Genomic DNA, 24,219 nt, shown 5'->3' with positions numbered 1-24,219 from the left:
GACCACCATCATGAGCATGATCACCATCATGAGCATGATCACCATCATGCGCACGACCACCAACATGAGCATGACCACCAACATGAGCACGACCACCAACATGAGCATGACCACCATCATGAGCACGATCACCATCACCGATCATACAGTAATATTGTAAAAATGATTCAAGTATCCGATTTGGCACCCGAAGTGAAAGAGATTTCTTTAAGAATCTTTCAAAAAATTGGTGAAGCCGAAGGGCACATCCATGGTATTCCTTTAGAAAAGGTTCATTTTCACGAAGTGGGAGCAGTGGATTCAATTATTGATATTGTCGGAGCAGCAATCTTAATTCATCAATTAGGAATAGAGAAAATCAAATCTTCTGCAGTACCTGTTGGCACCGGAAAAGTACATATAGCTCACGGTATTTATCCAGTTCCTGCACCAGCTACACTTGAAATATTAAAAGGTGTACCCGTTGAACAAAGCAATGTAAGATTCGAGTTAACAACACCTACAGGAGCAGGCATCGTAGCTGTTCTGGCAGAAGAATTTTGCACCATTCCATCCATGGAAGTAAAATCAATCGGCTATGGTGCAGGTACAAAAACATTTAAAGATCATCCAAATGTTCTCCGTGTGATTATAGGAGAATAGGATGGGGGAATCAAAGATTATGAGAGGAGTAAAATATGGTTTCTCATCCTCATAACAATGAACATATTGATGATGAAATGATCAAGATGGAAGTTAATCTTGATGATGTTTCAGGTGAATGGCTCGGTTATGTCATGGATTTACTTTTTGACGCTGGAGCTAATGATGTCTTTTATACACCTATTTATATGAAAAAAAACCGTCCCGGGGTTTTGCTGCAGCTCCTTTCATCTCGTCATAAGTTAGATAAAATGAAAGAGATTTTGTTTAAAGAAACGACTACCTTAGGTGTCCGCTATTATCCTTTAACAGTGCATCGGCTTGAAAGGAAGTTTAAAATGATTGAAACGGAGTGGGGACCTGTTACGGTTAAGGAAGGGTATCATGCAGGCGATCTCGTACAAAGAGCTCCAGAATATGAAGAGTGTAAAGAAATTGCCAAACAACATAATGTCCCGTTGAAACAAGTATATGAACAGGTTTGGAAGACATTTGATCGAGATTAATGAAATAAGCAAAGCGGATAAGGTATAAGACCTTATCCGCTGTTTTTTTTAATCAGAAGTTAAATCCATAAATTCCATAAGAAAAACAAGGGCATCCGCCATAAGAAGCGAATGCCCTTGTTTTTCTAATCTAATTACTGGATGTATATTTCACTAGTAATGAAGGAGCAGAAGTCGGGAGGCTCATAGTCTGCCTGTGGAAAGTGAGCGTCGTGACCTCACTCAATAGTTAAGTGAACTGATCGCCTAAAGGGAGCAAAGGTTTACGCCACTTTAGTAAATTTAGGTAAATGAATCAGTTATTTGCCGGAAAGGGCCTCCAACCAGTAAAGTTGTTGAAAAATGTAACAAATTATTCTAAAATACCTACTTGACAAGATATTAGGGAGATAATAAAATAAGTATTGTTCACATGTGATGTAATAACCAACAGTTATTATGAGTTAAGTATTCTTTACAGCAAATACCTGATAAATGTGTTGCAATATTATGTATTTTTCCATTATCTAGGACATAGAGCTTTTAAAGCAAACCTTTAAAAGAATAGTAGTTTTAAACTTTTTATTTTTGACTTTAATTGTAAGCACTTGCAGTAAAGAGAAAGATGGAATGGACTTTATTTTTTTATCTATAATTGTAAGCATTTCCATATGTAAGGGAAGAATTAAAGGGTTAGAAAATAAAGGATTAAGGGCTCTAATTTTCATCTTTAATGTAAGCACTTGCAAGAGTGATGAAGAATGAAAGTGTTGGTTATTTGGAAAGGTAGTAGATACAATGCAGCATTTTTATAATCAAAATTACAAAAAAGAACATGGGGGAGAACGATTATGCCTTTAGTAATAATCGCAATAGGGGTACTATTATTACTTCTGTTCATTATGGGCTTCAAACTGAACACATTTGTTTCATTAATTATTGTTTCATTCATCGTAGCTTTAGGGCTTGGAATTCCAATGAAGGACGTTGTTCATTCAATTGAAACTGGTCTGGGCGGAACTCTTGGCCACATCGGTTTGATTTTTGGACTCGGTGCCATGCTTGGAAGGTTAATTGCAGATGCAGGTGGCGCACACCGTATTGCAACAACCTTGATCAATAAATTTGGTGCAAAAAGAATTGAATGGGCTATTTTGATTGCCTCATTTATTGTAGGGATAGCATTATTCCTTGAAGTAACCATCGTATTATTAGTTCCAATTATTTTCTCAATTGCAAAAGAATTAAAAGTCTCTATCGTAAAATTAGGTCTTCCAATGGTATCAGCTGCGTTAGTGGCACACGCCTTCTTACCGCCGCACCCAGGACCAATTGCTGTTACAGCTGAATATCATGCAAATGTAGGAATGGTTTTGGTTTATGGAATTATCGTAGCGATTCCAACTGTTATTTTAGCAGGTATTTTATATCCGAAACTCGCTCGTAAAATCGTACCAACTGCTTTTACTAGAGAAGGAAACGAGTCTTTTGGGGTTCATAAAACATTCAAATTAGAAGAAACTCCTGGTTTTGGAATCAGCGTATTTACAGCTTTGTTCCCTGTTATTCTAATGGCATTAGCTGCCATCATTGATATGACCCAGCCAGCTTTAGGATTTAAAGATAACGGGTTAATAGAATTTATTCGTTTTATCGGTAACTCCTCTACTGCTTTGGTGCTATCTGTATTGCTTGCCATTTATACAATGGGATTAAGAAGAAAAGTTCCAGTTAAGCACTTAATGGATTCTTGTTCTTCAGCAGTAAATGCATTAGGTATGCTTCTTTTGATTATTGGTGGCGGTGGCGCCTTGAAACAAGTAATTGTTGATGGCGGCGTTGGTGATTATATTGCTAAGTTATTTGAAGGTACCCATATGTCTCCAATCCTGTTTGCATGGATTGTCGCAGCCATATTACGTATCTGCTTAGGATCAGGTACTGTTGCAACATTAGCAACTCCTGCATTGGTCCTTCCTTTGATTTCAACTATGCCTGGCGTTAACTTAGAACTAGTTACACTTGCTACAGGTGCCGGAAGCGCGATTGCATCTCACGTTAATGATGCTGGTTTCTGGATGGTTAAAGAATCCTTGGGAATGTCATTGAAGGAAGCGTTTGGAACATACACGGTTCTTTCCACTGTTGTTGCCGTATCAGGTTTAGTCTTTACCCTAATATTAAGCGCAATTATATAAAAAAGAACAGAAGGGGCCATTTTATAGATTCTATAAAATGGTTTCTTTTTTTTGCTTTTTAGTTTGGTATAATGATAAAAATATATTTTTGAAATCGCTTTATTAAATACTTTTACTTTGGTCTGAATTCGCTTATAATTTAAATGTGTTGCAAAATGCACAGCATTTTATTGAGGATCTTTTAAAAAGAGATTTTGCATCAATTGATTTTCCAAGCATAAAGTTAAAGTTAAATATTCTAAAAACATTGAGATAGGTGGAATAAAAATGAACCAAAAGTATGAACGACTTAAAGAAATCTTAAAGGAGATGGGCAATGTAGTTGTTGCTTTCTCTGGCGGTGTCGATAGTACTTTGTTGTTAAAAGTGGCCGTGGATGTTTTAGGTAAGGAAAATGTATTGGCTGTCACCGCGGATTCTGAAACATATCCTTCGACTGAATTAGAGGAAGCGAAGAAGCTTGCTAATTTAATAGGTGCAACACACCAGGTAATTGAAACGTCTGAACTCAATATCCCTGGTTATGTAGAAAATGATCGTAACCGTTGTTATTTTTGTAAAAACGGGTTGTTTGAGGAAATCGTTCCAATCATGCATCAGAAGGGATTTAAAAATGTGGTATACGGCCTAATTGCTGATGATATGAATGAACATCGTCCAGGTGTGCGTGCAGCCAGGGAACATGGCGTACGCGGCCCGCTTCAGGAGGCTGATCTGTTTAAAGAAGAAATTCGTGAGCTTTCACAACAATTGAACCTGCCTACCTGGGAAAAACCATCATTCGCATGCCTATCTTCCCGAATAGCTTATGGTGAAAAAATTACTCAAGAAAAATTAACAAAGGTTGAAAAATCAGAGGCTTATATAAAAACCTTTGGTATTAGGCAGGTCCGTGTTAGGACTCATGAAGATATTGCAAGGATTGAAGTAGAGCCACAGGATATGCAGGTGATTTTAACAAACCACCAGGATATTATGGAGAACCTTCAAAAATTCGGATATAAATATGTAACTCTTGACCTGCAAGGCTATGTGAGCGGCAGTATGAACAAGGTGTTAACAACTAGTATGAATGAACAATAATTGCTCGATTAATAAGTAATAGAAGAGAGATCACTATTGGGAGGGTGTTGTGTTTGATTTTTGCGGTTAGAAGGAGTAGGGGAAATGATTAAAGCTTTGGTTATAGTCCCTTATGAGGGACTATATGAAATAATGAAAGAAATCAAACAGGAAGTTAAAGATATGGATTTGCATATCGAATTAGGGAATTTGCACGAAGGCGTGGCAATTGCCAAACAAGCTGAGGATAAGGGTTTCCATTTCATTATAAGCCGTGGCGGTACGGCATCCATGATTCAAGAGGCTGTATCCCTTCCTGTGATAGACATTCAGGTGTCTGGATATGATGTGTTACGCATTATAACGCTTGTAAAAGGTTTTTCACGAAAAGCGGCTATCGTTGGATTTTCAAATATCACACAAGGTGCTGCTACGATATGCAAGCTTCTAGATTTAGATATTAAAACCTTAACGGTCACAAAAGATACTGAGGTAAAAGACAAATTAACAAAATTAAAAGAGAGTGGCTATGAAGTAGTGATCGGTGACGTGGTTACAGTACAAACCGCTAAGCAATTAGGATTAACAGGAGTTCTGATTACCTCCGGTAAGGAAGCTATTTTTGATGCATTAGAGGAAGCAAGAAGGTCTTATCGAATCTTTTCGCAGCTTCAACAGGAGGTTTCCTTATATCAATCCCTTCTCGATTGTCACGAACTGGCGATAGGGGTTTTTAATAGAGAAGAAAAAATGATTTATGGGAACGAACCCTTCCATAATGAATTCCACTGGATGAATTTAGAGAATACTCCAGATATCCAAAAATTGATCCAGGAAACATTTCTACTGCGTGAAAAGCAAACAAAAACCCTTCACATCCATCATTCATTCTGGAAAGTAACGTCATATCCTAAAGATGATACGATTGTCCTATTTTTTGAGAAAAATCTCCCTCATCAAGTTTTGGCACAAAATGTTGATGGAAACCTAAATGCTGTGGAATTTCAGACTTCTCCTTCGTATATCCCCATTTCCGGGAAAAGCGAAAGTGTTCAAAATGTGACAAAGCAACTAGTAGAATACAGTAAAAGCCAAGAACCTGTATGGATATCCGGAGAAGAGGGAAATGGAAAAGAATTAATCGCCCATACCATTTATTTAAATAGGAAAACCACGAAGGACCCTTTTATCGTATTGCGTGGAGACTTATTAAGTGGAGATCAGCTTAAAGGTTTTATGAACGAAGACTTTTTTCAAAAATATGCTAATGGGATTATTTATTTTAAAAATATCGATAAATTAGACACTCCTTTCCAAAGGGAGTTACTGGAAATTTTAAAGAATGAAAATAAGGTGCAATGGATAGTTTCTTCTGATGGAAATATTGAGAAAAAGGTAGCTGCCGGTTCATTTAATCGTGAATTATATAATATTTTAAGTCAATTGAAAATATATATCCCTCCGCTGAGAGAGCGCAGAGAAGACATAGAGGATTTGGTTCATGTATTTATCTCAGAATTACATCCTAAGTATGGAAATGAAGTGGTTGGAATCCGTCTCGATGCTTTAGAGAAGATTGCTAGCTTTGATTGGCCTGGAAATGTCGAACAGCTTAAACAGGTAATCGAACAAGTATTTCTGCAAACGGATTCATATTATATCGAGAAAGAAGATGTTGAAACGGTCTTAAATCGATTAGCACAAGGCAAGAGCACTGATACGTTAACAAATATTGATATAAGCGGTACACTGGAAGAAATAGAAAAGCAGGTCATAACAAAAGTCCTTGAAGAGGAAGGGTTAAATCAATCAAGAGCGGCCAAACGCTTAGGAATTAACCGTTCTACCTTATGGCGCAAGCTAAAATAACAGCTTGCGTTTTTTGTTTTGTTAATCAAAGTTATTTCCATACTTTCTGTACGCACGACGGACAGGATAAGGAAGGCTTCGTCAGCATTATCATCGCACGAAGGAAAAGCACCTGCTTTTCCGAGGAAGTCCTAGTCATGCGAAAGGCACAGGACAAGGAAAGCTACGTCAGCTTTGCCTCGCACGAAGAAAAAGCATGGCTTTTTTGAGGATGTGCCGATTTGTGCGTGATAACTAAAACTAAGACATCTATCAAAGGACTGGCGAATTCAAAGGTTTACTGACAAATAACTCAATCGAGAGAGCACCTTAAAAAAGATATATTTGTTGCAAAATGCAATAAAAACAAAAATAATCTAATTTCTAGATAAAAATTCATTGCAAAATACAACGTTTTATTTTAAAATAAAAAAGTAGTCCTGAAAGCGTTTTAGGGCAGTGTGAATCACCATATTTAGGTCAAATATAATGTGTTGCAGAAAGAAAAGAATAGACAACCTACCAAGCAATCAGAATAGGCAGCTTAAGTCTAACGAAAAATAAGATATCGCAAACAACACAACCGATATTGCGTATAAAGGGGGTCGGGATGAAGGTGAAACTAGCAGTTATTGCAGATGATTTAACAGGCGCTAATGATACAGGTGTTCAATTTGCAAAACAAGGCTTAAATACAATTGTCCTTTTTTCAGATACAGAATTAAACTCTACGCATTTAAGTGAAGATGTCATTGTTTTATATTCAGAAAGCAGAGCATTAAGTTCTGAAAAGGCGTACGATGCCGTTTTTCATTTATCAACGCAATTGAACAAATTGGATGTATCAACAGTCTTTAAAAAGATCGATTCAACCATGCGGGGAAACATTGGTCCGGAAATTGATGCAGTAATGGATGTATTTAATTATAAGACAGCTTTTGTGGTACCGGCATTTCCGAAAAGTAATCGAATAACAGTAAACGGAAATCATTATGTCAATGGCGTACTTCTAGAAGAGACTGAAATTGCTCTTGATCCTGCCTGCCCAGTAAAAGAGAGTTACTTGCCAAAATTAGTGCAGGAGCAAAGTAAAAGAGAAGTCGAATTAATATCCATTTCTGATGTTCAAAAAGGAATAAGTCATTTATCAGAGAAAATGAAAGAGCTGTCATCTGGTAAAGGTCCAAAAATTATCGTTGTGGATGCAACTACTGATGAAGAATTAAAAACGATTGTCGATGCCGCTCAGTTTTTAGGTGAAAACTTTCTTTGGGTTGGTTCTGCGGGAATTGCTTATCATCTAACCAACACAGGAATTTCAGAAGAACAATTACGGAACGCACAGGTAGATGAACGACTTCCTGTCCTAGTAGTAGCTGGAAGTGTGAATCCTATTATTCAGCGTCAAATAGAAGATATGAGAGAGAAATATCATATAAATGAAATTGTTATCTCACCTGAAGAATTCTTTTATGAAGATAGGAGAAAACTTGAAATTGACCGTGTTGTAAAAGCTGGCCAGGCATTACTCCAAAAAGGTGATTTAGTGGTTACGACTAATCGTGAACGGGAAACGATAAATAGAGTTAAGGTTCTTCAACAACAGCTTGGTTTATCGAACTTCGATGTGGGTCATACAATTGCTCAGTCTATGGGTGAAATTGCAGGTCAATTAATTGAAAGCAATAATATTTGCGGTTCCATTTTAACAGGCGGGGATATTGCTGGAGCTACCTGTAAAGTATTAAATGGCGAAGGAATCCGTGTTATTGGTGAGGTAGAAGCTGGTATTCCTTATGGGAAATTGTTTGGTGGTTCCTATGATGGTATTCCACTTGTTACTAAAGCAGGTGCATTTGGAACGGAACAAGCATTATCAAAAGCGCTTCAAACCATAACCGAAATTAATGCACATGTGAAGAATTGCGATTGGCGTTATTCAAAAGTTTTATAAAAGCTTTTTTATTAAAGGTGTTTTAAAAGTAATTGTGGGTTTTGAACGATTGTTACTGAAGCTGAAGGCGTAAGACTCCTTCAGGAAAAGCTATGGCAGCAGATACTGCCTTGTGAAATAAGATGAGAAACGGGAGGAAATAAACATGGCTGCAAATAAACCAAGTATTGCTATTACAATGGGGGACCCTTCAGGAGTAGGTCCGGAAATTATCGCTAAATCTTTAAATGATAAAACTGTCTATGAAAATTGCCGACCATTCGTAGTTGGAGATCTTAAAATTTTAAAAAGAGCTTTAGAAGTAACAAATATTGAGCTTCAATTGAACAGCATTTCAAATCCTGAAGATGCTAAATTCGAATATGGAACAATCGACATAATTGATTTAGATTTAGTTTCTGAAGATTTACCATGGGGACAGGTTTCTTCTGAGGCTGGAAATGCTGCATTCCGCTATTTAGAAAAGGCGATCGGTTTTGCTAATGAGAAGAAAATTCATGGAATCTGTACTGCTCCTTTAAATAAAGAAGCACTTCATAAAGCAGGCCATATTTATCCGGGACATACTGAAATTTTAGCAGAATTAACAAATACGAAAGATTTCGCAATGATGCTATCTGCTCCTGGCTTAAGAGTTATTCATGTAACAACCCATATCGGACTTATTGATGCTGTTAAGAAAAATAATGTGGAACGCCAATATACAGTTATTAAACTAGCACATGATACTTTACAAAAAGCAGGAATTAAAAATCCTCGCATCGCCGTATGCGGAATTAACCCGCATGCTGGAGAAAACGGACTTTTTGGTAATGGTGAAGAAGAAGAAAAAATTATTCCTGCAGTAGAAAAAGCACAGGCTGAAGGAATTAATGTCCAAGGCCCGCTTCCAGCAGATACTTTATTCTTCAGAGCAAGACGCGGTGATTTTGATATTGTTGTGGCACAATACCACGATCAGGGACATGGTCCAATTAAAGTATTGGGTCTCGAAGCAGGAGTTAATATTACTGTCGGTCTTCCAATCATCCGTACAAGTGTTGACCATGGTACTGCTTTTGATATCGCCGGTAAGAACATTGCGGATGAGCTATCTTTAAAAGAAGCTATCCGTATGGCGATTGAATTAGCTCCTGAGGAATTGTAATAATAAAATAAGCAAACAGCCGAGCAAGAGGTCATAACTGATCTCTTGCTGGCTTTGTATATTCCGAAATAAAACTAAACCATAATCAATGTGTTCATTTTGAAAGGGGATCGTTTAATGTCTTTTCCTAAAATGGCTAAAATTAAGCAATATTTTGAAGTAGAAAGTCTAAAGGATATTCCTGCAGCGATAACAGATCAATTCACTAAAATAAAAGCAGATGAAAAAATAAAGCCTGGTATGGAAATTGCCATTACTGTTGGAAGCAGGGGTATATCCAATATTCCTACCATCGTTAAAAGTGTTGCCGAGGAGATTAAAAAAAGAGGGGCCACTCCTTTCATCATACCGGCAATGGGAAGCCATGGCGGTGCAACAGCTGAAGGCCAGATTGAAGTTCTAGACGGATTAGGTGTAACAGAAGAATCGACTGGCTGTCAGATTCGTTCATCCATGGAGGTTGTGGAGGTCGGAGTGACATCAGAAGGTATCCCTGTTTATGTTGACAAGCATGCTTATAATGCGGATGGAATTATCGTTATGGGACGCGTTAAGCCGCATACTGATTTTAAAAATAAGATTGAAAGCGGCGTTTTAAAAATGGCTTCAATCGGTATGGGAAAACACAAGCAGGCATTGGCTTTACATACTTATGGCATTAAGGGTATCAGTGAAATGATGCCTGAGGTTGGTAAAGTAGCAATTAGCAATTCCAAAACTCTATTTGGTATCGCCATTGTAGAAAACGCTCATGAGGAAACAGCTATCATTGAAGCAATCGAAAATGACGAAATTGAAGAACGCGAAAGAGAATTATTGAAAAAAGCATTTGATTTAATGCCAAGTCTTCCGGTTGATGAAATGGATATCTTAATTGTTGATGAAATCGGTAAAAACTTCAGTGGTACAGGTATGGATACGAATATTATTGGCCGGATTCGTGTATTAGGTGTAGAAGAACCGAAAAAACCGGGCATTAAATATATAATTGCTTCTAATTTAAGTGAGGCAAGCCACGGTAATGCATTAGGCATTGGTTTGGCCGATTTAACAACTCAGCGTTTGTATAAAAAAATCGATTTGCAAAAAATGAATGAAAATGTAGTTACAAGTACATTTTTAGCTCGGGCTAATATTCCAATTGTTTTGGATAACGACCAGGAAGCTTTAAAAGCAGCTTTACGTGCTACCTGGGGTGTTGTTGAGGAAGAGGCCAGAATTGTAAGGATCCCAAATACTCTTCATTTAGGCGAGTTATTTGTATCTGAAGTGATATTTAATGAGCTGAAGGATAAGAAAAACATCGAGGTATTAGAGGATCTCCAGGAAATGAAGTTTGATGAAGAGGGTCATTTCTTGCCTATGTCTGTTATTCATTAAAAAAATGACTTTCTGGTGAAGTGTTTAGATTCCTTTATATTAAAAAATAACAAAAAAGCGGCTTCTAAATAGAAGCTGTCAGAGTGTCGACAAAAGGCAGCGAGACAGATTTCGCTGCCTTTGATTTTTAGAAAAATTCATTTGGAAGGAGTGATTTGCGCTCCAGGTGCTTGCTTTCCGGGGGGCGTTCGTCGAGCCTCCTCGGCGCAAGGGAGCGCCTGCGGGGTCTCGCCTGGAACGCTGATCCCCCAGGAGTCAAGCACCTTCTGCTCCAATCTACAAGTATCGTTACTAATAGAACGATACACTAGATTATTGGTGCTTTGGTGTCCCCCTTTTGGCACCTACCATGTCCAGGTGGCCAGTTTCTTCAGGTTCATGGCAGCAAACGTAAGCATCCGCCTTCGATCGTTTCCTTGCTTTTGGTATATATTTGTTTTACTTCATGCGGGTGCCGTGCATGTTCAGCCTCTTCCAGGTATGCCTCCCAAATATGGCGCTGGATGAGCTTTTGGTGATTCTTACTTTCCGTACATTGGTTAATTAACGGGCAACTGCACAGACAGACGGATTTGATTTATACTGTCAATATCCTTCCTTCGTGGTAGTCGAGTAATTCAGTGTTTGCCCTTCTAAGCAAATGTAGCAGTTGTAATACTCTTCATATACATAGTCACTCTTGCGGAAAAAACCGTCCTTTGTTTTAGGGCGTGTGTAGGGAAGAACGGGAAGCATCTGGTTCTCGAAGAGATAGTTTGTGATTGCAGGTGTCTTATAAGCTGCAACGGCTGCGACAGCGAGCGGCTTCACAATCTTTTCTATAATCTTCTTAACAAGAGGCTGTAGGAGATGGCTGTCATGGACATTCCCCGGTGTCACTACAGTGCCCAATAAAAACCCCTTTTCATCCGTTGCAGCGTGAAAGGAATAGTCAAATTGTTTGGTCCGTTCATCCTTTACATAATAGCCGCTTTCAGGGTCAGTCGTGCTCTCCTTGATTTCCTTCCATTCTTCCTTTTTAAACTTCTCGGGAGGGAAGGGTTTCTTCCCATGTTCCTCCCGGTCCAGGTTCAATTCCAACTGAAGCTTCTCTTCATAAGTCTGCGCTTCCTTGAGGACGACTTTCTTATCAAACTTGCGTTTGTTGGCACTCGCTTTTACATGGGTGGAGTCCACAAATACATGGTCAGCAGACAACAACCCTTTTTCCATGATTTCATCTAGGATGCGGTAGAAGATCTGTTCAAACACTTCAGAATCTTGATAACGGCGCTCTTAATTCTTACCGAAGGTGAAGAAATGAGGAACATCTGTGTAAAATCCAAAAACCCGGCCGGGTCAAGCTTTCGGACCAGATGGTCTTCGGGGACCAGTTGATCAATCGTCAGCATCTCTATTTGGTCACGTTCGTCGGGTTGGTACTTGGTCATCATTTGTAGTTCACCTCATAGTCGTTTTAAAAAGGAGAGCTTGAAACCCATTGATTGGAGCGGAGGGTGGCGACTCCTGCGGGATCAGCGGGACAGGTGAGACCCCGGAGCTGCTTTTAGCAGCGAGGAGGCTCACTGCCCGCCCCGCGGAAAGCGTCCACCCGCAGCGCAAATCAAAAGAGTCTTTTACTTAATATCATTTTAAAAAGAAAAAGACTGCAGGCAAACTCTAAAGAGTTTGCCTGCAGTCTGGCGGCTTCTAAATAGAAGCTGTTTTTTTGTATTCTAAATCTGCTTTTCACATAATTAGCGGTAGCTGGAAAGTAATTTAATGCAAATTTAATTAATAGTTTAGAAAATGTTAAGCTTGCGGGATTATTCTTAACGTATAAAAATAGCTTGATATGGGGGTTATTATGTTATCACATTTAGATTTAAATGCTTTTCAATTCATAAATCATTTAGCTGTTAGTGAGAGGGTGCTAAATCCCTTAATGATTTTACTGGCTGAACGCGCTGAATATATCTTTTTTGCAGGCCTTATTTTCTATTGGTTCTATAAGATATCGAAGAGTGAGAATCGTAGAATGGTCGTAGAGGCTTGCCTGGCAGCTTGTCTGGCTTTGGGGATTAATGTACTGATTGGGATGTTTATTTACCGTGACAGACCCTTTGTTCATCACCATGTCAATTGGCTGATTCCTCATGCGAAAAATGATTCCTTTCCAAGTGACCATGCAACCGGGTCATTTGTCATTGCCATGGCTATTTGGCAATGGAAAAAGCGCGATGGATGGTTATGGCTTCTTTTAGCAGCAGGTATTTCCTTATCTCGCGTATGGACAGGCGTTCATTATCCAGCAGACGTTATAGCAGGAATGATAATTGGTACTGTCTCAGCTTTTACTGTTCATAAACTTGCTAACAGTTCAAAAATGGTTGGTAAGTTAATTACTCTTTTGATTAATCTATATACGAAGATAGAGGGTTTAATTTTTAAAAGAAAAGCTATTAATTCTTAGAGAAGATGGTTAAAATCCATCTTCTTTTTTATTGCTTATCAGTGGTAAAATATGGGTAAGTTGTTTTGATGAAAAGAGTGGAAGGAAAGATGGCTGAGCTGCTTGTTTGGTTTTTTGGATTGGTGCTTATCCTATTTTATGGAAAGTACGCTATTCATATTTATTTACACAAAAACACAAAATGGAAGTACATCTTTTCTTTATGTTTATTCATTTTCGGTCTTCTTGGCTGGTTAATTGTGTGGCTTGGATTAGGCTGGCTGGAAATAGGGATAGTCAGCACAGGCTTGTTAATGTTATCGTTATGTTCTTTTTCACTAGCGTTTTGTATCGATCGGATTACGAAAAACAAAAAGAATTCGTTTTTGGAAGGAGAAAGGTAAATGGAACTTATTGATAAGGCTCTTCAGGTCGCGAGTAAAGCACACCGAAATCAGAATCGAAAAGGAACGGATATTCCGTATATCAGTCATCCGGCAGCAGTTGGAATGATTTTATTAAAAGCAGGATACGAGGAAGCAGTCGTAGCAGCAGGGATTTTGCATGATACTGTTGAGGATACATACATAGAGCTTGTAGATATTAAGGAATGGTTTGGAGCTGAGATTGCTGAAATGGTAGCTGGATGTTCCGAACCGAATAAGGAGCTTTCTTGGGAGGATCGTAAAGAGCATACAATAGAATTTTTAAAAACAGCTTCAGAAGAAATCCGGGCAGTTGCCTGTGCTGATAAATTACATAATATCCGCTCGATCATTAAGGATTATGGAGTGGAGGGGGAAGCCGTCTGGAAAAGGTTTAACCGCGGCAGAGACCGGCAGGAATGGTACTACCGAAGCTTGGTTGAGAGTCTAGGCCATACATCAAACTTTGAACTGCTCAAAGAATTCCAGCTAGAGGTTCAGCGTTTATTCCAATAGAGGAGAGATGATTCCAGATGAAAGAATCTTTTCCTTACCGGGCCGACTTATATAAGCTGATCCCCGTTTCAGAAATATCTGTGTTAAATGGGATGAGGAGTCTGCCCCAGCCACAAAAAAGACTGCTCTGGGAGATCATCAAAATAACCTCCAAAGATGGGCTTGCCATTTATTACGGGAAATTGATTGACCTTCAAATATTATTAACCCAAGGGCTGATTGAGCAAAACCAATTTTACCGGGGGAAGGGAATCAGCCTCTTCGTTCTTCCTAGGGCTCAGCATCTCCTCAGGCAATTGATACGAAAAATAGAATGAAACAGTTACCTAAATCAAAACTTAACCAAAAAAGGTTAGGAGAAGGGGATTTACCATTCGCCTGAAGAAATTCAAAATGCGGAACTGGCGGCTCTGCATAATGAGTTTGCCACCGTCTTAACGACGGACGAAATATTGGTTCCCTTATAAGAACATAAATGACGTGTGTATCGGCACACGTCATTCATCTTTTAAATTCAGAAAATCATTAACTTCTCCAACAAGGCCATCAAGGGGATAGCTTTTGTACAATTTGCCTGCTAAACGAATAGGATCACCAAAAAAATACCGTTCATAATGGGTTTGCCTTGTTCCAAACGAACTCATGGTTAGGTCCCAGGCTAAACGGAATATTTTCACCCGGTCCTCTGCGTCTTTACTCGAACCCTGTAAATACTGGTCAAGGTCTGTTCTAAGCTCAGAATGAAAGTCTTTTTCGGACGGGAGAGTCACTATACCGCTAGCTCCAATTAACTGGATTATTTCACAAAAACGCGGATATAACCGGGGGAAAATGACACTCGCGGCTTGCAGAGGAATATAACAGGGCCTTATATTACCCCATTCATCTAATTCGGCATGATTTTCTGATTTATCGGCCAGTGCTTTCATTGTTTCAAGCCCCACGATGATTTCAGAAAGTTTTTCCTGTATATGCTGATAGTCTCCAACATTAATGGTTTGTACTAGAAGCTCTGCAATACCTAACAAGAATTCTATTTTTACTATTTGTCTGGTTATAACCTGATGAATAGCATTCGGATAAAAAGAACTTTGCAAAATAAAGATGTTGGCGGCTTCTAGATTGTCATAAAAAAAGACTCGATCCCAAGGAACTAAAACATTGTCAAAAACAATTACCGTATCCATTTCCTCGTATTTCGAACTTAAGGGATGATCAAAGGCTGATTCGCCGCCAACAAAGGATTCGCGGCATATAAATTTCAATCCTTTTGTATCAGAAGGGATAGAAAACGCGAAGGCTTCGGTGGGATCAAATAATCCAGGAGCTGAATACACTAATACTTCATCTGTAATTCCACCTTGAGTAGCGAGAAGGCGAGCTCCTTTTATGACAAGGCCTTTTTCATTTCGATCTATGACTTTTGCGGCAATGGGGTCTTTAGAGTCCTCGAAATACAGATGAGCACGGTTAACTTGAGGGGTAATCAGAGTATGGGTAAAGGATAAGTCCTCTTCTAAAGCCCTATTATAGAGGGCAATTATATTCTCAGGAAAACAGTTTTCTTTACCTTTTAAAATATTTGCAGTGGAAGCAAAACTCATGATAGCCGTGTTCATATAATCCGGACTTCTTCCCATCATGCCGTTTGTGTGTTTTGCCCAAATTTCAATCATTTTCCGTCTTCTTTCTAAGTCTTCCTTTGTCTTGGGCTGCAGGTAAGAAAGTCCAACAGGATTTCCAGTTATGGGTGATATAAAAGTCATTTGGCATGTAAGATTAGGGTCATTTTGCAAATCGTAAAGTGCCGCTTTCGTTTGTATAATCCCTTTAAATGCGGGGTGTTCAGAAATATTGCTTTCAATTTTTTTCCCGTTATACCATATTTCCGTCTTCTGCTTGTTTAAGCGATCAATAAATTCTTTCCCATTAATTGCACCCATTTAAACACTCCTTATTCATTGGACAATTATATAGAAGGTACTAGTCTAGCTAGTTTTATTTTATTGGAAAAGTAGTCATTATGTTCTACACATTTTCTTGTGAGATAAGCCTTGTTTTTAAATGGAAGGAGCGTAACTAAAGTACTGGTTATTCGTCTATATGAAAGGGGGGATTGGGTGAAAAGGATACTAATACTGCCATTTATGATTGTTATATTAGGGTCATTCTTACTCAGCTGTTCGTATCATTCTGGCAAGGAGCAAAAGATAAACAAAGTGACAAATGTAAAATTTAACGAGATTACTAAAATTGTTTTTTATGATGGCAGAGGCTGGAATAAGCCTGTTACCATTGATAACAGTAAGCAGGTAAAGGACTTTCTTCAAATGGTGGACCATTATATTGTAAAAGAAGAAAAGAATCATGAAGCTTCTGTTGGGTGGATCCATAAGGCAAACTTTTATAGTGGAAACAAAAAGATAATGGGCATCACATTTACAAATCCATTAAATATAGACGGGGAGTACTATGAAATTGTAAAAGGGAAGCTAAGCACCAGAGATATTGACCATTTTATAAGTTCGGTTGATCCAAACTGGAAAAAGTAAAGCACCTTTTCTCAAGGTGCTTTCATTAGTTTGGTTTATGAAAGGGACAATTCGGTAAAGTGGTGTCGTCATCGCGTAAAAAATATTGTTTCCATTCATTATTATCATTTTTTCCATAAGTATTTAAATCAGGGTGAATATCGATTGAATCATAGTTCCGTAGTCTATCCCGCACATGTGAGCGTATTTTTTTTGCCTGATTTTCAGATTTGTTAAATTCCTGAAGGACCCACCGGGGGGTAATTGCCAGCATGAAATAATCAAAATGCCTGCTTTTTCTGTTGATATGCGCGGGAGACGCACAGTACATAAAATATTGTTCACGATTAAAACAAAACTCCCACATAGGATTATCGGGGTCAGGAGGGATATGGTCCGGCCATTTCATTCCATCTCGTTTGGCAAAGCCATTTAACTGTTCCCAAAACAATTGTTCAAATTGTTCCATGCTCAAAATGTCAGGTGTTTTATAAAAGATAATCAGAGAAGTGTAGCCTCCAATTTCTTTAAATATAGAGGAATAATCACTAAGCATCCCAGCTGCTTCATCAATTGAAGAAGCTTTCCCTGGATCATCGGCAAATCCATAAAAAAAATGATTTTTGGCATAACCAATTGTCGCAGGAATGCAGGGGAATGGTTTTTCTTTATCTAACATTTTGTCTTCGAATTTTTCCAGAGCGCTTCTTTCCCAATGTTTCAGCTGATTCCGTTGGGAGGCATCATTTGTATATAAACGTTTCAGATCTATCACCTCCTAATTGCTCTTACAATATATTCGGCAATAAGAATTACCTGTGAATGTCCGTGTCGAATTTGGGCAGATGCATAGGTAATATTCTTCAATAATAAATCGGCGAACGTATATCGTTTTATGGTTCGCGTTTTTTCTTTTCAAGAAATAAACGGCCCTATTTTGGCGCTATTTGACATACAAAAGTATAATTATGTCGTTTTTGTGTAGATTTGGTTAATTGCTATTTTGGTATTTTGATTTGGTCTATAATGGTTGTGAAGGAAAATTGTACTACTTTTCGAAAAATTTCATGAAACCGGGGGGTTAAAGGGGGAATGTGTATGATTGAATAAAAAAAAGAACCCATGAGCGATTTGTGTCCGAGAAGACAGCGCCCATGAGTCCTTGGCTGTTGGATTACCAACTATGTAAGTATACCGTTTTATCTTTAAAAAAGGAAACATTATCATAGGGGGAAATATTTTTGAGGATAATACCATTTTATATAATTGATAAAAAAATGAATATGATGATGGGGGAGTATGATAAAAACGGAAAGCTGTGTACGAGGGTGATGGAAGAAGTCCTTTCATTCCTCGTCGATAAGACACCTATTCAAATTCTTGATGAATCTCTTAAATATATAAATTCAGATTTAAGGGCAGCCATTGCCAGTGCTAAAACAATTGTTCCAAGCACCAGTATGGTTCCAGTTGTCATTAATCCATTTCATGAGATTGTGGTATTTTCCCATAAATCCATGAATAATGAGGATGCCATCATCTTTAATGAAATCAAAATTTACAACACAATGGCTCAGGGTCTGAAAACTAAAGTAGTCTTTCATAGCGGCCACTCCATTTTGGTCGATGACCGATTGACTCCTTTTAATCATAAACGTACGGCTGCGGCCGATCTGCGGAAAATCACAGCAAGCAGGTTAAGGTTCCCGGAGAGGATTATATTTAGACCCGAAGGCACGCATGAATTTAAAAAAGGGGCCAACGGAAAGTATAATTTTAAAGCTCTGGAAGAAAAGGGAGAAGAATAGGTGAGAGAGCAGCTGGGAATTCCGGCTGCTCTTTTTTAATCCTTGCTCTAACTTAAAAATGTCTGTAGCAGGAGGTATACATTTAGGATTATAATAACGGCTGCCACAAACCAGGCAAGTATTTTTAACCATAAGGGATTGACGAACTCACCCATTTTGTTTTTATCGCTTGTAAATGAAATAAGAGGTACTACAGCAAATGAAAGCTGTAACGATAAGATCACCTGACTTAATATCAGTAGTTGGGCTGTGCCGCTTTCACCATAAAGTGCTGTAACAATTACAGCTGGGACAATGGCAATGAGGCGGGTAATCAGTCTTCTAAACCAAGCCGGTAAGCGAATATTTAGAAAACCTTCCATAACGATTTGACCAGCAAGGGTACCAGTCAAGGTGGAGTTTTGACCAGAGGCAAGCAGTGCTACTCCAAATAAGATACTGCCCATGGCTGTTCCTAACAGCGGTGTAAGCAAATGATAAGCATCATTAATTTCTGCCACTTTAGTCATTCCTGCTTTATGAAATGTAGCAGATGAAACAATTAGGATGGCTGCGTTGATAAATAAGGCAAAGAACAGAGCAATTGTGGAGTCCCAGGTTGTATATTTGATAGCTTGCCGTTTCCCCTTAATGGTATTATCATACTTTCTGGTTTGAACAATGGAAGAGTGAAGATATAAATTATGCGGCATGACCGTAGCTCCTAATATGCCAATTGCGATATAAAGCATAGTTGGGTTGCTAATAATCTCTGAACTAGGGACAAAGCCTTTTAATATTCCTCCTATTTCAGGCTTTGAAAGAAAGATTTCAGCAGCAAAACATCCGCCAATTGTTATAATGAGTACGATCACAAGGGTTTCGATATAACGAAATCCTATATTTTGCAACAGGAGTACCACTAGTACATCTAAGGCTGTAATGATAACTCCATAAATCAGTGGTATGCCAAATAATAAATTTAAGGCGATGGCTGAACCTATTACCTCTGCTAAATCACAAGCAGCAATCGCTAATTCGCATAATATCCATAACCCCATAGCAACTGGTTTGCTGTAATGATCGCGGCATGCCTGAGCTAAGTCTCTTCCTGTTACAATTCCAAGCTTTCCGGCAAGTGCCTGTAGCAGAATAGCCATTAAATTGGATAATAAAATGACAGAGAGCAGGCTATATCCAAATAGAGAACCCCCTGCAATATCCGTTGCCCAGTTGCCTGGATCCATATAACCTACGGCTACTAAATACCCTGGCCCTGCAAAGGCCATAAATTTTTTAATCCATGAGCCTGACTTGGGGATGCGAATACTTCGATAAACCTCCGGTAATGTAGGCTGGCTCCGTTTATTTCTCCATCCCTCTTCGGGTGAAAGTTGCAGTTCTTTTACCTCTTCACTCATAATATCCTCCCTGAATTCTGTATTTGTGTGTTTTTTTTAAAAAGTTGCATTAAGGAAACTTTTTGTCTTGTAAAGAAATTATATGAAGGAGTACATAAATCGTTCGTAAAAATGTTGAATATAGGAATTATTTTTGGATTAAGGAAACTTTTGTGGTTGTATAAAAAATCTATACAGAAGGAAGGAGTATAATTCCTTCCCGAAGCAATTCAATCACCATTATGAACTCCTTCAATAATCCACATGCCGGAAGGAGAGAATGGTATTCAAGAATTCTTTCCTTTCTTCTTCCGTTCTTGGTATGTCTCCAGCTTTATGCCTATTCCACAAGGGATATTTAGCTCTGCGGATAGTTTTCTCGTCAGTGTTGTTTTTCCGCTTCCTTCCGAACTGAGGAAATGTATTTTCCATTTTATTTAATCACCAACTAAAATTTTTGAATGTCATTTCTACTAAGCCAATAAAAACTCTTTTTTAAAAAATTACTATGTATTTGTTCGAAAGGATAAAAAACCCAAGGGTATTTGAAATTTGGCCGTTAGGAATGAGATTTGACGCGGGGTTTGTTCTGTATTTGAAAACAAGCCGGCTCGTTTGGAAACTGCTCTTACCGTTATGGTAAAGGTACCCGGGAATACAGTGTAAAGCGCGCTTTCCGAAAGGTTACAAATGGAAAGCTTTGAAGAGCTATCTCAAAAATACTCACCCATGATTCACAGGATTATTCAGTCCTTAAACATTTATAAAAATAAAGATGAATACCTCCAATTGGGATTAATTGCCCTCTGGAAAGCAAGTCAGCGATACAATTTTGATAAAGGAAACTTTTCGGCCTATGCCTATGCCTATGTGAGAGGCTCGCTTATGAATGAAATGACGACAAAAAATCATAAAGAGGAAAAAATGGTTTATCCCAAGAATGAGTTTTGGGAGTTAATTGAGGATGATTCGCCAGTTTATTTTCTTGAGGAAGATTTGCTATTGGATTATTGCCGGCGTTCAAAACTCTCAGATAACCAGACTAAGTGGGTTCTGTACACCTTTATAAAAGGATTTACTATAAGAGATATAGCTGACATAGAAAACCTGTCAATATCAGCAGTTAAAAGGTGGAAGGAGGGGCAATGGAGAAACTGAAAAAGAGGATAAAAGTATATTGATCCATTAGGCTGCCGGATGATCTGCCATTTCCTTCGGCAGCTTTTCTCTTTTACGCATCATAATAAAAAAGAGTATGAAATAAAGCAGCAGCAAGAGCGGCGTATTCCTGTGTCGTTGCTTCTATCATAATGGTATCAATCATCGAAATCTTCGTCGAGGAAGGCATCGAAACAGCAGCAATCTGATTGTTATCGCATTTTAAATGGCCATTACCCTTAAAATCCTTTTCAAAGTAATAACTGCGATTGGAAAGTGAAAACGAATAAGCTAATTCAAGCAACTGGACGATATGCTGTTTAATGGGAACATTCTGTGCAGTAAGATGTTCAGTTAATCTATATCGGATGCCAGGAAAGGCACAATTTAAGCTATAAACCGGCTTTCCATTTGGTAAGGTAATCTGGTAACAATGGCGGACTCCATATCGCAATGTAAGGTCAGCAATTGTACTAAGGAAACCAAGGCTCTGTTTTTGCAGCAAAAAAACAGTTTCACCTTCTTCGTTTATTACCGGAATTTTTGTTTTGAGCAGCACTGCGTCGGGAACTTCATAAGTTAAGTGATACATCATTTTCCTCCCGGCTTGTCGTAAGTCTTTTTCATAATATTAGATGAATATGCCCTTTCTTACCAACCATTGTAGAAGATAACTGAGATGTCTAACTTCTAAAGAATGATACGATTAGGAAAAAAGGATTTAGGAGATCAGAACAAATGGGGTCATTAATACACTTTTTTACGATTTACCATGGAATAAATTGAATTCTATTGAAAAGTGTAATGAGTAAGGGACGGTTCGAGTTAATAATATTGTCAAAATACTCATAAGGAAACGTTTCTATGAAGCTTATAATTAATTCAGGGACATTACATTGATATAAGGAAGAGCATAAATGAAAACAAACAGCATAAAATAAGAGTTGTAAATTTAAACTCAAAAAAAACGATAAAATCTATTTCGTTTTTTCCGTTGGAGTTGTAATTTTTTCTTGTTTGTTCATAGTTCGTTCATATTTAACAGGTATGATAGTTTTTGGGAAATGAATCAATACTTTTCCATACTTGCCACAAAAATAGGCCAAAGGATAGATAAAAAATATGTTATAATAGGTTTTCAATTCGTTTACCGGAGCTTTTGGTAGGTGAGAGGAGATAAGAATGGATAAAAATAAACTTCTAAAAAAATTAGAAAATAGTAATATAGTCTTTTTTGCCATCGCTGTAATTTTATTTTGGATCAAGACTTATGCAGCATATCAATCAGAATTTAAATTAGGTATAGATAATAACTTACAAAAGTTTTTGTTAGCTATAAACCCGATTAGTTCGGCTTTATTTTTTATCGGACTAGCTTTGCTTTCTAAAAAACATGCAAAAAAAATTATGATAGTAATCAATTTTCTATTGTCATTTGTTTTATATGCTAACATTGTTTATTACCGATTCTTCAATGACTTTATAACAGTACCGGTTTTAATGCAGGCGAAATCCAATGCAGGACAGTTGGGAGACAGTGCAAACTCCCTAATGAACTTGCTTGATATTTTTTATTTTACGGATACGATTGTCCTTATCGTACTTGCATTAACAGTATTCAAAAAAGCAGTATCAAAAACACGTAAATCCTACCAAGTTGTTCTTTTATTATCTGTAAGTACTTTTCTTTTTAACCTAGGATTAGCAGAAAAGGATCGTCCACAATTATTATCGCGTTCCTTTGATAGAAACTACCTAGTTAAATATTTAGGGGCATATAATTTTACCATTTATGATGCCATCCAAAATATTCGAACTTCAAGTGAGCGGGCAATGGCCAGCAGCAGTGATATTACCAATATCCAGAACTACCGAACAGCTCATTATGCGGCACCAAATCCTGCTTATTTTGGAAAAGCAAAAGGAAAGAATGTTATTTATGTTTCACTTGAATCATTCCAGAATTTCATGATTGATTATAAAATGCCTGATGGACAAGAAGTAACACCATTTTTGAATTCCTTGGCACATGATGGCAGCACGTTCTATTTTGATAATTTTTACCATCAAACGGGACAAGGTAAAACATCGGATGCAGAATTCTTAATGGAAAACTCTTTATATCCTTTAGGACAAGGTGCGGTATTTGTTAACAAAGCTCAAAACACATACCAGGCAACTCCTGCAATTCTGGGTCAGCAAGGCTATTCATCTGCGGTATTCCATGGTAATTATAAGACCTTCTGGAATCGTAACGTAATGTATAAAGCCTTGGGCTATGATCAGTTCTACGATGCGGAGTATTATGATATGAACACTCCGGGAAATACAAAGAACTACGGTATGAAGGATAAGCCTTTCTTCCAGGAATCTATGCCAATGCTTGAAGGCTTGAAAAAGCCATTCTATACAAAATTTATATCCCTATCTAACCATTTCCCATTTGAAATGGATCAAGAGGATACAAACTTCCCAGCAGGGGATTTTGGCGATTCAGTCGTAAATAATTATTTCCAATCTGCTCATTATATGGATGAGGCCCTTAAGCAATTTTTTGATGCCTTAAAGGCGGATGGATTATACGATAATACTGTCATTGTCCTTTATGGTGACCACTACGGTCTTTCTGAAAATCATAATACAGCTATGGCAAAAGTCCTTGGTGTTCCTAAAATTACACCAGCTATCAATGCGCAGCTTCAGGAAGTTCCATTGTATATCCACGTGCCAGGTGTAAAAGGCGGAGTCCAGCACCAATTTGGCGGTGAAGTAGATGTTCGCCCGACACTTCTTCATTTACTAGGTATTGATACTAAGGATTACATTGAATTCGGGTCAGATTTATTATCAAAAAATCGCCGCAACTGGACGTTATTTAGAAATGGTGATTTCGTATCTCCTGGGGTTACAGCCATAGGCGAGAAATACTATAATCCAGTGACTGGTGAATTACTGCCTGATCAAAAGGCATATAAATCAATTTCGAATGAAGTAACAACTGAACTTCAAGTATCTGACGAAGTAGTGAATAAAGACTTACTCCGTTTTTATACACCACAAGGATTTAAACCGATTAATCCTAATGCGTATTCTTATTTAGGACCTACCGGAAAATCCAAGCCATCTAAAGAAAAAACAACTGCAACTGAATAAGCAGTCAAAAGAGAGAGGGATATAGTGATCCATACCCCGAATAACGGACACGATTAAAAAAGTGCCCCTTATTCGGGGTTTTTGTGTTCCTCAGAAAAAATC

Annotated in this window: 20 protein-coding genes and 1 pseudogene; 16 read left to right on the top strand and 5 right to left on the bottom strand. The window is 38.0% G+C overall.

Going from position 1 to position 24,219, the window contains the following annotated elements; translation table 11 throughout:
- The 8 genes from larC to AC3WR0_RS18650 form a co-directional block, all read left to right on the top strand.
- The coding region (gene larC / locus AC3WR0_RS18685; protein WP_492553733.1) for a nickel pincer cofactor biosynthesis protein LarC at positions 1 to 642 on the top strand (642 nt) is incomplete at its 5' end.
- Between the two features lie 35 nt (positions 643 to 677).
- Positions 678 to 1,148 (top strand): nickel pincer cofactor biosynthesis protein LarC2, encoded by a 471-nt coding sequence (gene larC2 / locus AC3WR0_RS18680; RefSeq protein ID WP_492553732.1) that lies wholly within the window; start codon positions 678 to 680, stop codon positions 1,146 to 1,148.
- Between the two features lie 830 nt (positions 1,149 to 1,978).
- Positions 1,979 to 3,325, top strand: coding sequence for a gluconate:H+ symporter (locus tag AC3WR0_RS18675; RefSeq protein WP_492553731.1), 1,347 nt, complete (start codon positions 1,979 to 1,981; stop codon positions 3,323 to 3,325).
- Between the two features lie 267 nt (positions 3,326 to 3,592).
- Entirely contained in the window at positions 3,593 to 4,408 is an 816-nt protein-coding gene (gene larE / locus AC3WR0_RS18670) for an ATP-dependent sacrificial sulfur transferase LarE (protein WP_492553730.1), read from the top strand.
- Positions 4,409 to 4,492: 84 nt separating this feature from the next.
- The gene (locus tag AC3WR0_RS18665) at positions 4,493 to 6,256 is read left to right on the top strand and encodes a PrpR N-terminal domain-containing protein (RefSeq protein ID WP_492553729.1); all 1,764 of its coding nucleotides are present in this window, start codon (positions 4,493 to 4,495) and stop codon (positions 6,254 to 6,256) included.
- A gap of 589 nt (positions 6,257 to 6,845) precedes the next feature.
- Entirely contained in the window at positions 6,846 to 8,189 is a 1,344-nt protein-coding gene (locus tag AC3WR0_RS18660; RefSeq protein ID WP_492553728.1) for a four-carbon acid sugar kinase family protein, read from the top strand.
- Between the two features lie 145 nt (positions 8,190 to 8,334).
- Positions 8,335 to 9,336, top strand: a complete 1,002-nt coding sequence (gene pdxA / locus AC3WR0_RS18655) for a 4-hydroxythreonine-4-phosphate dehydrogenase PdxA (protein WP_027319787.1) — start codon at positions 8,335 to 8,337, stop codon at positions 9,334 to 9,336.
- Positions 9,337 to 9,453: 117 nt separating this feature from the next.
- A complete protein-coding gene (locus tag AC3WR0_RS18650) occupies positions 9,454 to 10,716 on the top strand; it encodes a nickel pincer cofactor-dependent isomerase, group 22 (RefSeq protein ID WP_492553727.1) in 1,263 nt (420 codons plus the stop codon).
- Positions 10,717 to 11,060: 344 nt separating this feature from the next.
- Here AC3WR0_RS18650 and AC3WR0_RS18645 read toward each other — a convergent pair.
- Positions 11,061 to 12,149: pseudogene (locus AC3WR0_RS18645) on the bottom strand (transposase).
- A 413-nt stretch (positions 12,150 to 12,562) separates the two neighbouring features.
- Between AC3WR0_RS18645 and AC3WR0_RS18640 the strand changes: the two are divergent.
- From AC3WR0_RS18640 to AC3WR0_RS18625, 4 genes are all read left to right on the top strand, one after another.
- Positions 12,563 to 13,168, top strand: coding sequence for an undecaprenyl-diphosphatase (locus AC3WR0_RS18640; protein ID WP_492553726.1), 606 nt, complete (start codon positions 12,563 to 12,565; stop codon positions 13,166 to 13,168).
- Positions 13,169 to 13,233: 65 nt separating this feature from the next.
- A complete protein-coding gene (locus AC3WR0_RS18635) occupies positions 13,234 to 13,551 on the top strand; it encodes a hypothetical protein (protein ID WP_492553725.1) in 318 nt (105 codons plus the stop codon).
- Positions 13,552 to 14,088, top strand: coding sequence for an HD domain-containing protein (locus AC3WR0_RS18630; protein ID WP_492553724.1), 537 nt, complete (start codon positions 13,552 to 13,554; stop codon positions 14,086 to 14,088).
- A 17-nt stretch (positions 14,089 to 14,105) separates the two neighbouring features.
- A complete protein-coding gene (locus AC3WR0_RS18625; RefSeq protein ID WP_492553723.1) occupies positions 14,106 to 14,405 on the top strand; it encodes a hypothetical protein in 300 nt (99 codons plus the stop codon).
- Between the two features lie 180 nt (positions 14,406 to 14,585).
- Here AC3WR0_RS18625 and hpaB read toward each other — a convergent pair whose 3' ends face one another.
- Entirely contained in the window at positions 14,586 to 16,031 is a 1,446-nt protein-coding gene (gene hpaB, locus AC3WR0_RS18620; protein ID WP_492553722.1) for a 4-hydroxyphenylacetate 3-monooxygenase, oxygenase component, read from the bottom strand.
- A 177-nt stretch (positions 16,032 to 16,208) separates the two neighbouring features.
- Here hpaB and AC3WR0_RS18615 point away from each other — a divergent pair, with 177 nt between their 5' ends.
- Positions 16,209 to 16,640: a hypothetical protein gene (locus AC3WR0_RS18615; RefSeq protein WP_492553721.1), complete on the top strand. Its 432-nt coding sequence runs from the start codon at positions 16,209 to 16,211 to the stop codon at positions 16,638 to 16,640.
- 25 nt (positions 16,641 to 16,665) lie between these two features.
- Here AC3WR0_RS18615 and AC3WR0_RS18610 read toward each other — a convergent pair whose 3' ends face one another.
- On the bottom strand, positions 16,666 to 17,394 hold the full coding sequence (locus tag AC3WR0_RS18610; protein ID WP_492553720.1) for a YqcI/YcgG family protein: 729 nt from the start codon (positions 17,392 to 17,394) through the stop codon (positions 16,666 to 16,668).
- A gap of 466 nt (positions 17,395 to 17,860) precedes the next feature.
- Here AC3WR0_RS18610 and AC3WR0_RS18605 point away from each other — a divergent pair, with 466 nt between their 5' ends.
- Positions 17,861 to 18,427: a competence protein ComK gene (locus tag AC3WR0_RS18605; protein WP_492553719.1), complete on the top strand. Its 567-nt coding sequence runs from the start codon at positions 17,861 to 17,863 to the stop codon at positions 18,425 to 18,427.
- Positions 18,428 to 18,474: 47 nt separating this feature from the next.
- Here AC3WR0_RS18605 and AC3WR0_RS18600 read toward each other — a convergent pair whose 3' ends face one another.
- Complete coding sequence (locus AC3WR0_RS18600; protein WP_492553718.1) at positions 18,475 to 19,827, bottom strand: Nramp family divalent metal transporter; 1,353 nt, start codon at positions 19,825 to 19,827, stop codon at positions 18,475 to 18,477.
- Positions 19,828 to 20,496: 669 nt separating this feature from the next.
- Here AC3WR0_RS18600 and AC3WR0_RS18595 point away from each other — a divergent pair.
- Positions 20,497 to 20,964, top strand: coding sequence for a sigma-70 family RNA polymerase sigma factor (locus AC3WR0_RS18595; RefSeq protein WP_492553717.1), 468 nt, complete (start codon positions 20,497 to 20,499; stop codon positions 20,962 to 20,964).
- Positions 20,965 to 21,037: 73 nt separating this feature from the next.
- Here AC3WR0_RS18595 and AC3WR0_RS18590 read toward each other — a convergent pair whose 3' ends face one another.
- Complete coding sequence (locus AC3WR0_RS18590) at positions 21,038 to 21,556, bottom strand: tubby C-terminal domain-like protein (RefSeq protein WP_492553716.1); 519 nt, start codon at positions 21,554 to 21,556, stop codon at positions 21,038 to 21,040.
- Between the two features lie 590 nt (positions 21,557 to 22,146).
- On the opposite strand from AC3WR0_RS18590, the gene ltaS reads away from it, so the two are divergent.
- Positions 22,147 to 24,117, top strand: a complete 1,971-nt coding sequence (gene ltaS, locus AC3WR0_RS18585; RefSeq protein ID WP_492553715.1) for a lipoteichoic acid synthase — start codon at positions 22,147 to 22,149, stop codon at positions 24,115 to 24,117.
- The last annotated feature ends 102 nt before the right edge of the window (positions 24,118 to 24,219 follow it).

The organism is Neobacillus sp. FW104-15D2 (genome assembly GCF_058790155.1).
Note: the sequence above shows the minus strand (reverse complement) of the source record. Positions and strands in the feature narration are given on the sequence as shown.